The sequence below is a fragment of the Saprospiraceae bacterium genome, assembly GCA_016714025.1.
Classification (GTDB): Bacteria; Bacteroidota; Bacteroidia; order Chitinophagales; family Saprospiraceae; genus Vicinibacter.
Genome location: JADJOB010000001.1, coordinates 594,537 through 607,687, shown reverse-complemented (window position 1 = coordinate 607,687; position 13,151 = coordinate 594,537). Strand labels below are relative to the sequence as shown.

General features: G+C 36.9%; 5 protein-coding genes. All 5 read left to right on the top strand.

What is annotated here, in order from left to right:
• The first annotated feature begins 132 nt into the window (after positions 1 to 132).
• The 5 genes from IPJ80_02270 (at position 133) to IPJ80_02250 (ending at position 13,151) form a co-directional block, all read left to right on the top strand.
• A complete protein-coding gene (locus IPJ80_02270; GenBank protein ID MBK7912305.1) occupies positions 133 to 792 on the top strand; it encodes a response regulator transcription factor in 660 nt (219 codons plus the stop codon).
• Positions 793 to 897: 105 nt separating this feature from the next.
• Positions 898 to 4,842 carry a hypothetical protein gene (locus tag IPJ80_02265; protein ID MBK7912304.1) on the top strand — a complete coding sequence of 1,315 codons (3,945 nt, stop codon included), beginning with the start codon at positions 898 to 900 and terminating at the stop codon, positions 4,840 to 4,842.
• Positions 4,843 to 5,354: 512 nt separating this feature from the next.
• On the top strand, positions 5,355 to 8,483 hold the full coding sequence (locus IPJ80_02260) for a gliding motility-associated C-terminal domain-containing protein (protein ID MBK7912303.1): 3,129 nt from the start codon (positions 5,355 to 5,357) through the stop codon (positions 8,481 to 8,483).
• 26 nt (positions 8,484 to 8,509) lie between these two features.
• Complete coding sequence (locus IPJ80_02255; protein MBK7912302.1) at positions 8,510 to 9,526, top strand: PorP/SprF family type IX secretion system membrane protein; 1,017 nt, start codon at positions 8,510 to 8,512, stop codon at positions 9,524 to 9,526.
• A gap of 241 nt (positions 9,527 to 9,767) precedes the next feature.
• A complete protein-coding gene (locus IPJ80_02250) occupies positions 9,768 to 13,151 on the top strand; it encodes a VCBS repeat-containing protein (GenBank protein MBK7912301.1) in 3,384 nt (1,127 codons plus the stop codon).

Genomic DNA, 13,151 nt, shown 5'->3' with positions numbered 1-13,151 from the left:
TTATTAGCCTTTTAGTCAACTTTTGTTGATTATAATTGCATGATTTTCAAGGGCTTATATTGACTGCTACTCCATTTTTGGCACTTATTTTGCTTAATCATAATATGTTCGACGAATTACCAGGAAGTACACATGGATAGGATACGTTATGTGGTAGCAGATGACCATCAACTTTATGTTAAAGGATTTAACCTGCTCCTGCAACGGATCAAAACCAGATTCCCCTTAGAATGCATCGGCGAAGCATTCAATGGTCAGGAACTTCTGAGATTGATCAATCCGGATTCTGTGGATTTACTGTTTCTTGATCTGAACTTGGCAGATAATGATGCCGCCCTTTTAATACCTAAACTCAAAGAATTGCATAGCAATCTGAAAATTTTATGCATCAGTATGTATACCGATGATAAAGTAGTTCGGGAAGCTTTGCGAAAAGGTGCCGACGGGTATCTTTCTAAAAATACAGACCTCGATGAATTATCCAATGCAATTGATGCGGTAATGGATGGTGAAATGTTTCTCGGATCAAATATCCGAATTACTAATCCGGAACGCAAAACAGTGCAAGCTAGTCAGAGTATCAATCGCTTTAATGCAAAATACCAACTGACCAAACGCGAACGTGAAATTCTCGAACTCATTGCAAAAGGTAAATCCAATAAAGACATTTCAGCTTTATTGTTTATCAGCAAAGACACGGTCAGTGTTCATAGAAAGAACCTAATGAGAAAACTGAATGTAAAAAATGCATCCGGTTTAATCAAAGTCGCCTATGAGTTTAATTTGATTTAACCCCCAATTAAATCTTGATAAAAACGTGCATGCCTGTTATGCAGGAATGGACTAATTATAAATAACAAACATGTATTACTTCAATCCTTTAAACCGAGTAAAAAAATGAAAAAGGAAATTTTTACAAATTATTTAAAAAACGGAAGTTATGACTTCTCGCGGATCCTATTGGTTTCCGTGATGATGTTGTTTACATTCGTTCAATTCAGCTATGGGCAATGTCCACTGGCCTGCGACAATTTAGTCCAGGTTTCATTGGATGAAAGATGCAAGGCTGTAATTACTCCGGACATGATCCTTGAAGATATGGGTCAATCTCCATGTATTTACACAGTAGTTGTATTTGGAACGAACGGGCTTCCATTGCCAAATGCTACTGTAACCAGTGCACATATTGGCAAAACATTGACTGTCGCAGTTTACCTGGACAATAATTCCTGTTGGGGATCTATCTTTGTTGAAGATAAATTACCTCCTACCATTATTTGTCCTCCTGACGATACTGTATTTTGTAATCAGACAAAATATGTTTTATTACAACCAACAGTTTTTGATAGCTGCTCAGGTGTTACAAAACATTTACTTTCTGATGTAATTACAAAGTATCCTTGCGATTCTGCATTGGCAGGAAAACGGACTATTACGTATTATTACACGGATGCAAGTGGAAATCATTCTGATACATGCAATCAATGTGTGTATTTTAGAAAGGTTGATCCGGTTGTTAACTTAGTGTGGCCAAGAGATACCGTTTTTGGTAAAGACACCATACTTTGTATTAATGATATTCCTTTACCTGATATTACAGGTGTACCAACAGTTGCAGGTGAACCCTTGTATCCAGATTGGTCTGTTTGTAAAATTGGTGTAACATACGAAGATCAATTAATCCCGGTTTGTCCTTATACCTTTAAAGTATTGCGTAAATGGACCTACATCGATTGGTGTAGACCTTCCGGTCAAAATGTATACACACATTATCAAATTATCAAAGTACTTGATGAAAGAGGGCCTGTAGTTTCTTGTGGCCTGAATGTAACTATAAGTACAGATATTTGGACTTGTACCGGTACAGTTATATTACCAATTCCAACTGTTATTAAGGAGTGTTCAAAAACTACCGTTCAAGTTGGTTATAAATTAGTTAGAAATGGAGATACAGCCACTTTGGATGGAACTTCAACCAATGGGGTTACTAATTTAGGAAATGGTTTTTACAGTGTCTCCGGATTGCCTTTAGGATTAAGCTGGGTTATTTTTAGAACTACAGATGAATGCGGTAATTATACAGATTGTGCTACGGAAGTTTTAGTAGAAGACAAAGTTCCTCCAACTCCGGTTTGTGATCAGAAGACAGTAGTTACTTTGACTATAGATGGTACAGCTAAAGTTGCTGCGGAAACATTTGACGACCGTTCGCATGACAATTGCGGCATTGATCATTTTGATGTGAAAAGAATGGACGATGGAGTTCCTTGCGGTACTAAAAATGGCGATCAATTTGGTCCTTATGTTTATTTCTGCTGTGCAGATATCGGAAAGACATTAACAGTAATCCTGAGAGTATGGGATATCCATGGAAATTACAATACCTGTATGGTAGACATAGAAGTTCAGGATAAATTACCTCCTGTGATTGTATGTCCTCCTCACATTACCGTTTCTTGTGAATTTGACTATACTTCATTGGATGCATTTGGCACAGTTCGTGACAATGTCGCAAATCGAAAACCGATTACTATAAATGATAAGTATAAAAAATTCAGCGGTCCGGCAATTGATGGATATGCATACGATGGATGTGGTGTTACGATAACGGAAGTTGTTACTAACAACACAAAGTGTGGAAAAGGAATTATCCAAAGAAGATTTACAGCTACCGATCCGGGTGGATTGAGTTCATATTGTGACCAATTTATCACGATTGTGGATTCAACTGCTGATAATGTAAAAGTTGAATGGCCTGTAGATTATTACAGTTCTACGATCTGCATGGATAAACCGCATCTGACACCTGATATTACGGGTAAACCTAAAATTACAGGTGCCGATAAATGTGCAAATATTATTCAAACCTATGATGATCTTGTATTTACATTAGATCCAGATGCTTGCATTAAAATATTAAGAAAATGGATTGTGATTGATTGGTGTGTATATGATCCAAATCTTAAAAATTCTCCGGGTTATTGGAGTTGGACACAAGTTATAAAAGTGATCAATACGGTGGCACCAACTTTCCAATCGAATTGTAATGACCGCACCGTGGATGTATTTGGTCCAGGTTGTGCAGGTCAGATTAGTCTCATCGCATCGGCAAAAGATGATTGTACGGATTCCACTTTACTAGCCTGGACTTATCAAATTGACTTATACAATGATGGTTCGACAGATATCAATGGATCCGGAAAAGATGCTTCAGGCAATTACCCAATTGGAACACATAAAGTTACTTTTAGAGTAAGAGATGCTTGTAATAATGAAGCCGTATGTACCTTTTTATTAACTGTGCGTGATGGAAAAAAGCCAACACCCTATTGTTTAGGTCATATTGTAACGACTGTGATGCCAAGCACACAAAATATTGAAATTTGGGCAAAAGATTTTAACTTAAATAGTGAAGATAATTGTACTGCAAAGGAAAATTTGAAATACTATTTCCTAATTAATGGTCGATTTGAACCATCTATGTTATTTAATTGCTCAAATATTGGTAAAAATATACTTAGAGTTTATGTTGTTGATGAAGCAGGAAATTCAGATTACTGTGAAGCAACACTTGAAATTCAAGATCCAAATCATGTTTGTCCTACTGGATTAACGATCCACGGAACTATACAGACCATTACCAATAAACCAGTTAAAGATGCTTATGTAACCTGGGAACGTACAAGTCCTGCTGGAAATAATTCTACCTATACGAGCGATAATGGCGAATTCAGTTTCCCAAGTTTGACTTCAGGAATGAGTTACACCATTAAAGCTGAAAAGAATTTTGGATTCATCAATGGAGTCAGTACGTATGATATCGTGTTGATTCAAAAGCATATTCTTGGAACGCAAGTTTTTGATTCACCATTTAAATATCTTGCAGCAGACGTCAATGCAAGTTGTACAATAACTGCAGCTGATATTTCAGAAATCAGAAGATTGATTTTAGGAAAGATTAATGCGTATGCACAAACTCCTTCCTGGAAATTTGTACCACAAAACAGTTTGTTACCAGCAAATACACCTTGTGGTTTTGAGCATATCCTTGAATTTAACCTGATCAACAGAGATCATATGGATGCAGATTTTTATGGTATAAAAATGGGTGATATCAACATCGATGTGGATTCAGGAAATGCATTGAATACAACAACTCGTAGTGATAAAAAAATTCAGTTGTTTGTTCAGGATGTTGAAGCGACCCCTGAGGAAATCAATAAAGTAGCGGTCTATGCATCTGATGTTATTGGATTTGAGGGAATGCAAGCATCCTTTGCTTTTGATGCAGATTATATGCAAATAGAAAATCTGGAAGCTGGACAATTAAATGTGAATGGTGACTTTTATTCAATCCAGGGCAACCAGTGTTTTGTTTCGTTGAGTGGACAAAGTGGTTTAACCATTGATCCTACCCAGCCTTTATTCTACATGAATGTAAGAGCAAAGCAAAATGCACGTTTAATTGATCACATTCGTTTGAATGATGATTTATTAAAAGCAGAATGGTATGATGAAGGATTAAATATTTACAGTTTGCAGTTTAATGCTAAAAATTCAAATGCAAAGCCGGGTGAACTTACAACAGTGCTTTACCAAAACAAACCAAACCCATTCAATGAATCAACTGTGATTGGATTTGAGTTGGCAAGCAAACAAGAAGTAGAATTCATATTTTATGAAACCAATGGAAAAGTAATTTATCGCAAAACCGGTACATACAACAAAGGTTATCATGAATTTGAAATTAAAAAATCAGAATTAAATACATTCGGTGTTTTCTTTATGCAGATGAATACCAATGATTTTACAGATACAAAACGAGTAATTCTTATCCGTTGATAAGGATTGAGTAAATGCAGTGTTATTGCCTGATCATGATTACATGGTCAGGCTTTTTTTTTAGTTTCAAGCAAGGATCCGTCTTCGTGGCCCTTAGCGATGACGCCTTCGGGAACTGGTTGATTGGTAATTAAAGCTCAATTTTTGAAATTCCTTGAATCGGATCCAGCTCCCTTTATAAATTAAATGCTCGCCGACAAATTAGCCTTGGTTCCCTGGAGCCGGGCTCCAATTTCAAAGCAAGTCAAATTCTAATTTTTGGCCGAATTATTGCTGTAAATCGCATAAATAATTGTATATTTGCATAGAAGACCCACAAATTTCAATAGTTTTCAATCAAAGCCACTCAAAACTTATTGCATCCGGGAGTGAATTTCCGGGTAAAACTTAAAATATCCTGAAAATGGAGTATTGTATTATGAAAATTGATAATATTCATTGAAAAGATTATTAAACACATACTAAATTTGTTCCCGGTTTGGAATCCAATTTCTGCCCAAATCCAGTAAACTATGAAAAAATACATAATTTCTTCCTTTATCCTCTGTACGGTGCTACTCGCACAAGCACAGGTGAATTTTCAAATTGCCAGTGTTTCAGGTAATAAAAATGACACAGTATCCGTAGCGGTTACTACTACTGGCTTCAATAATGTGGTGGCTACTCAATATTCCTTGAATTATGATTCATTGGTACTGGCTTTTATAGATGTAACAAAAACAGCCAATTATGATGTGAATTTTGCATCACATGTAGGCAGTGCATCAGTTAAAAATGGCCAATTGGGATTTACCTGGGATGCCCCGGGTGGGGTTGGAAAATCATTGGCAAATGGGACTTTGCTCTTTACGATTAAGTTTAAACTGATTGGCAAAGAATGCGATTCATCATTTATAAAATTAGCGAATAAGCCTACTTCAATTGAAGTTCTGGATGGAAATTTTAACAATCTCACCTTAACAGCTCCTGATGGAAAAGTGAAAATAAATGGAGCAGGTTGCCAGGGCGGTGGTCCACCTCCGGATACTTCGGGCTTGCAAATCATAGCTTCCACCGAAACAACACCACAGGGGGTTGTGAAGTGTATAAAAGTTACAGCTAAAAATTTTAAAAACATACAAACAGCCCAATTTACCATGCATTGGGATAAAGCCGTTGCAACCTTTGATACCTTAAATTCAGGGGCAATGACCCTCTCATGGGGTCAGAATTACGCAGCCTTACCCGATCGTTCGGGTGTTGGGATCAATTGGGATGCAGGTGCCAATCCTGTGACGATTGCCGATGGAGTAACCCTGTTTGAAGTTTGTCTTAAACCTGTAGGTGCTCCGGGAACCAGTACCAATATTACCTTCGATGGAACTCCGGTTTTAGTCGAAATTACAGATGGCAATGGGAATGTCGTTACACCAAAATTTACTACCGGTAAACTTAGCATCACCAGTCCCCCAGCTGCAAATATTAATTTATATGTACGGGATACTACGGTTGAAGAAGGTGGAGAATTCTGCATTCCAATCCGAGTAGACGGTTTTAAATGCGTTCAAAGTTTTCAGTTTAGTATAAAGTTTGATAATACCAAATTGAAATTCAATAAGATTTCTGGAATTGGAACAGCCCCTTTAAGTTTGGGAGGAAACAATTTTAATATCGTTAAAGATTCAATTCGGGTTACCTGGGATGCTCAGTCTGGACCGGTTGATCTTCCAAATGGCGGCATTTTATTTTCTGTTTGCTTTGAATCAATTGCCGCAACGCACCCTTTTGATACAAAACTACTTTTTACAGATCTTTTAGGGAGTCCACTTGAATTTTCAGATTGTAATAGCAATAATTTTGGAGTTACAAAAGGTGAACCGGATTGGACAGTTGCTGCTAGAACAGTTGTGACTCACGTAACCATAGTCGGCGGAGGTTCAACAGTTCCGGTAAAATGTTTTGACGATTGCAACGGTTCAGTTACCGGGCTTTCATTAAAAGATGGCAAAGGACCTTTTGAATATGAATGGAGACTGCAACCTTCCGGAGTGGTTGTTTCAACCGTATTAGCTCCTACTGACCTGTGTGCAGGAAAATATAAACTTTTTGTAATTGATAGAGGGGATAACAACTACACCACTTCTACACCTGAATATGAAATTACAAGTCCGGAAATACTGGCATGTACTGCAACCATTACCCACGTTTCCAGCACAAGCAGTGGTAAAATTGACATAACGATTAGTGGAGGAACGCCACAATATTCCGTCATGTGGTTTAATCAATCCGGAACCAAAATTTCCTCCAATGAGGATCTTTCAAACCGGTCTGCAGGGACCTATACAGTGATGATTACAGATTCTAAAGGTTGCGTAAAGAATGATACGTTTGTAATTAATCCGGCACCTTTGTTTTTAGATCGATTCACACTTCTAGATTCCAATAAATGTTTCGGCGATTGTCGTGGAAAAGTAACCGTTTCTATTGGTGGAGGTAAAATACCTTATACCTATTTATGGAGCAATGGCGATAAAACGGCTACAGCAGATTCAATTTGTAAAGGAGATGTGACTGTGACGGTCACAGATGCAACAGGAGCCACCCTTGTGGAAACGTATAAAACTATCAGTGAGCCAGATAGAATAGATATTACTTTAGATAGTATTAGAAAATCCAATGGCACCAATGGTGGTGTTTTTGTAACAATTAAGGGGGGAACACTTCCGTATAAAACTTACCAATGGCGAAATACCGCTGGTAATGTGGTTAGTAATGTAGAAGATTTATTGAATGTACCTTCAGATACTTTTACACTTTGTGTTACAGACAAAAATGATTGTGTACAATGTGTAAAATACTTTGTAAGTGCCGAAAACTCAACACCACCGACCATTACAGTAGATTTAAAAATAGAAGCAAAAGCAAATGGCCAAGCCATCAGTTGCGTAGGAAGATGCGATGGAAAATTAGTAGTCACAGTAACTCATTCTGATCCAAGACCTCATACTTATAGGTACCGATGGTCCCACGATGCAGCATTAAATTCAAATGTTGCACTGGGATTGTGTCCTGGCTCCTATTCAGTAACCGTTACAGATGAGGCTGGAAATTCAAAAGTTTCAAATAATATCACCATTCAAGATGCACCATCAATCAGTCTGACGGCAAAACGCATCAGCTGTGCATCAACCAATACATCTTCCGATGGAGTCTATGAAGCCATTGTAACAGGTGCTTCACAACCTATATCGTATTCATGGTGTAGTGGAAGCACTTTAGTTAGGGCAAATGATTTATCAGCAGGGGAATGTACGCTTACAATAACGGATGTAAATAATTGTACAGCAACAGAAACCTTTACTGTCTGCGTTGGAAATGAACCGGAAGATTGCTATAAAGGCCGTCTGGCAATTTCACCCAATGGGGATGGATTCAATGAAGTTCTTGAAATTACCTGTGCAAATTTGAATGATAATGTTTTAACAATCTATGATCGTTGGGGAAATCAGGTTTACTCAAAAATTAATTATGTAAATGATTGGAATGGTAAAGACGAAGATGGAGACGATTTGACTGAAGGAACCTATATGTGGGTACTGAAAGTCAAAGAACCGGGTAAAAATGATGCTTATTTTAAAGGCACTGTAACCATAGTACGTTAATGTTTAACGCATACAAAGTAAATATTATGAAAAAATATAATATATTAAGTCTTGTAATTATGATCCTTGCATTTGGTAGTCTGAATGCTCAGGATTATGCAAAAGCCTTGAAAACGCAAGCGGTTTATAACCATTATTATGCAAATCTTTTTTTGGTTAATCCAGCCAATACAGGGTTTAATGGTACGTCCAACTTGCTTTTTAACTTTAGAAATCAATGGGCTGGTTTTGATGGGGCACCGAAAGGACTTACTTTAGGAATAGATGCCAGTCCAGCCAACAATATGGGACTTGGAGCCATGATTTATTCTGAAAATTATGGAGTTGCCAACCGATTTCAAGGTCAGATAAATTACGCTTACAATTTTCGACCAAGCGATAATATGCGGATGTCTTTTGGACTTTCCGGAGCATATATCCAATATAACCTGGATAATGAAGCAATTACAGATCCGTTGCATGAAAGTCCGGATCCATATATCAACAGTGCAGTAAATGGCGAAAAGTACTTTGGTGCAGATTTTGGTTTGTATGCCGAAATCCAGGATAAATTCCGCATTGGAATCAGCATTCCTCACTTGGTGGAAACACGATTAGACAATTCTAATAAAACAACCACAGGTCCAAAGGAAGATAAACCGGTGAGTTTTACCGGATTCTTAGGAGCTATCTGGAGACTGCCTGAATATCGTATGGTCATTGAGCCATCGATTGGACTGCGAAAAATATCGGATGTACCATTTGGCACAGATTTAAATGTATTAGCTAAAATGCTGGATGACAGGTTGTTCGCTGGTTTTACCTATAGTTATAATCCATCCTGGCATCGGGTTTCACTCCTCGGTGGGGTGAAAATCGACCGGTTTAGTTTCATGTATTCCTACGATCAGTCCTATTTGGAATTTCAAAACTTTAATAATGGGTCTCATGAACTTACACTTGCCTTTGAATTGTACAAGGCCAAGCCTAAAGCTCCCAAAATGGATGAAGGGATGAGTAAATCAGAACCAGAAGCAGTTCCGGCAATGGAAGAAAAGAAGTAAGGAATTTCAGATTTTATAAATAATTTTGCATCTCCATAAAAAGCTTGCCTTGCGGTAGGCTTTTGTTTTTTAAACCTGATATTAAATAAATTTATCATATCTGTTTAAATACAGGATTTAAATAATAGATGACGCATGAATTAGGGGATTCGGAATAATTATTTAAATGCATGTTTCCAGATAATGAATTTATTAAATTAATTAACCTGGATCTTATAAATCTGAATTGAACCTATTCCTAATGCTAAATCTTCCCATTATATTCAATGATTTAAAAAGCTATGGAAGCTACTTGCTATTATTAATAGTTTGTTCTTTCCATCTCAGCTGTTCCAAATCATCTGAAATTAAAAAAACTACTTCAGATCCTTTGTTTGTGCTGCGGGATTCCACGCAAACCAATATCAACTTCATAAATTATGTTGAAGACGGGGAAGAAATTAATATGTTTAATTATGAGTATTTCTACAATGGGGGAGGAGTAGCAGCTGGTGATATCAATCAAGATGGCCTGGCAGATCTTTATTTTAGTTCGACTATGGGTTTTTGTAAACTGTATTTGAATCTGGGCAATTTTAAATTTAAAGACATTACTCAAGAAGCCGGAGTTGATGGTGGCCTTGGAATCAAGACCGGTATTTCTATGGTTGATTTAAATGGTGATGGCCTATTAGATATTTTTGTAAGTAAAAGTGGTTTGTTTGATCCAATCTACCGGGAAAATATAGTTTACATCAATAATGGAAATTTGACATTTACAAATCGCGCCCCGGAATACCATCTGAATGATCAGAGTTTTTGTACGCAAACTTATTTCTTTGATATGGATCTGGACAATGATCTGGATGTATTTATGGTAAACCATCCGGTGAGTTGGCAGGATATTAATAATATTTATATCTATCAAGATGAAAAAGGCCGTTATTATGTACCGGAAGATACGAGTCGCACCTATATTAGTAATCGTCTTTATGAAAACTTAGGCAATGGCAATTTTAAAGACATTTCTTTAAAAGCTGGGATTGGACATGTAGCATTTGGTTTAAGTCTATGTGTTCTGGATGCAAACCAAGATGGTTATCCGGATTTATATGTATGCAATGATTACCTTCAACCGGATGTCTTATTTATTAATAATAAAAATCACACCTTCACAAAATCATTTGAAAAATATTTCAGTCATCAATCGCACTCTTCGATGGGTTCAGAAATTTTTGATTTAAATAACGATGGCAATTTTGATTTGATGACAGTTGATATGAAGCCGGAAGATAATTTGCGTCAGAAAACCTTAATGGACGATCAGAACTATGATCGTTTTTATAAAATGGTGAAGTATGATTTACAAGCCCAATTTTCAAAAAATTGTGTTCATTTAAATAATGGAAACAAGTCTTATAGTGATATTTCATTTTTGTTGAATGTTGAACATACAGACTGGTCATGGGCTCCCATTGCTGCAGATTATGACAACGATGGATTCGAAGATCTTTACATTACCAATGGGTATCGAAGGTATGTTACCAACATGGATTATAAGAAATTCACACTCGATTCATTGATGAAAGCCACTGGTGGTCGCGGTGCAATTTCATTTCCGGAATGGAAAAAAGTCTGTCCGGAAGGAAAAATCCAAAATTACTTTTACAAGAACAATGGTAATTTAAATTTCTCCAAAGTTAGTGATGAATGGAATGCCGGCCCGGATTCCTATTCTAACGGGGCTGCCTATGTCGATCTTGATAATGATGGGGACTTGGATATTGTCACAAATAATATAAATGATCATGCTTTTGTATTGGAAAATAAAGCCACTCAAAAATTCAAGTATAATTTTTTGAAAATTAAATTAAAAGGAGCAGGAAAAAATACAGGAGGAATAGGTGCAAAAGTGATGTTGCAGTTAGCTGGTGGAAAACAACAATTTCGATATGTTAATCCGGTTCGCGGATTTATGTCATCTGTTGATCCGATTATTCACTTTGGCTTAAAAGACGTCGCACAAGTTGATTTTGTAGAAGTACATTGGCCGGATGGGATAAAGAAACGTTACAATACAATCCAAATAAATGCAATCAATACGTTAGATAGTAAAGATGGAACGGTTATCCAGGATTCAAAAAACAAACAAGACCAAACGCTTCGGTTTATTGAAGAATACGATGCGGGTATCAATTTTGTGCATCGTGAAGACTACTTTACAGATTTTAAAAGAGAGCCAATCATCCATTTAAAAAATTCAACGGAAGGCCCGGCCCTGGCTATTGGTGATGTAAATAAAGATGGTACTGAAGATGTTTTTTTAGGAGGAGCTGTTGGGCAGGAAAGTGTCTTGTATTTTCAAAAGGAAGGTTCATTTAAAATTTCCACTCAAACTGCTTTCAAAAACGACTCAAGTTATGAAGATGTCTCTGCTGCATTTATAGATATAGATCAAGACCAGGATTTGGATTTGTATGTGGTCAGTGGCGGCTATTTGTGGGACAAAGGAAATAAAATATACCAGGATCGTTTGTATTTAAATGATGGCAAGGGCAATTTTTCCAAATCGGATGGACTCATTCCACAAGAATTTCAGAATGGATCTAACGTAATTGTCATTGATGCAAATGGAGATGGTAAGCAAGATTTATTTGTTGGAGGAGGCGTATCACCTGCTGCATATCCTTATGCTGAACAATCCTTTTTATTAATTAATAAAGGAGGAAGTTTTACAAATGAAACAAAATCCTGGTTTAATAAAGATACATTATTTGGCATAATTAAAGATGCTGTGGCCTGTGATTTGAACGTCGATGGTAAAATGGATTTGATTGTTTGCGGAGAATGGATGCCAATAACTGTTTGGATCAATACAGGAACCGGGTTTGAAAATAGAACAAAAGACTTCAATTTAAATGGAACGGAAGGATGGTGGCAAAGTTTGCAGGTTGAGGATTTAGATGGAGATGGAGACCTTGATGTGGTAGCCGGTAATTTAGGCCTTAATTCGAAATTCAAGGCAAGTGCTACCGAGCCAGTTGAAGTGTTTGCTGCAGATTTTGATAATAGTAAAACCATGGACGCAATTTTAAGTACATACGTATTTGGAACTTCGTATCCTGTTGTTTCAAGAGATCGCTTATTGGAACAAATGACCTCGCTTCGAAAAAAATATTTGAGATATGCTCAATATGGAATTACCCCTATGAATAAAATTGTCGCAGAAGATAAATTGGAGAAAGCATATCACCTGAAAGCCTATGAAATGTCGAGTTGTATTTTTTGGAATGAATCCGGTAAATTTAAAAAACAATTAATGCCGGCAGAGACCCAGGTTTCTATGATTAAAGGGATTTTAATTCAGGACATTGATAAAGATGGAAAAAAGGACCTGCTGACCTGTGGTAATTTTTATGATACCGACATAGATTTTGGTCGCTATGATGCATCTATTGGATGTCTGTTGCTCCAAAAGAACCAGGAATCAGTTGCTACTTTTCAACCGGTGCCAGTTTCGAATTCGGGTTTTTATGTTCCAGGCAATTTGCGTCGAATGAGATTTATTAAAGTAGCGGATTCAAAAAGCATCTTGGTTACTGAAAACAATGGTAAAACCAAGTTATTAAAAATCAGAAATAACTAA

Bases quoted from the DNA above. Each gene is read 5' to 3' on its own strand.
- IPJ80_02270 (MBK7912305.1), top strand. From the start codon at position 133: ATGGATAGGATACGTTATGTGGTAGCAGATGACCATCAACTTTATGTT.
- IPJ80_02265 (MBK7912304.1), top strand. From the start codon at position 898: ATGAAAAAGGAAATTTTTACAAATTATTTAAAAAACGGAAGTTATGAC.
- IPJ80_02260 (MBK7912303.1), top strand. From the start codon at position 5,355: ATGAAAAAATACATAATTTCTTCCTTTATCCTCTGTACGGTGCTACTC.
- IPJ80_02255 (MBK7912302.1), top strand. From the start codon at position 8,510: ATGAAAAAATATAATATATTAAGTCTTGTAATTATGATCCTTGCATTT.
- IPJ80_02250 (MBK7912301.1), top strand. From the start codon at position 9,768: ATGCTAAATCTTCCCATTATATTCAATGATTTAAAAAGCTATGGAAGC.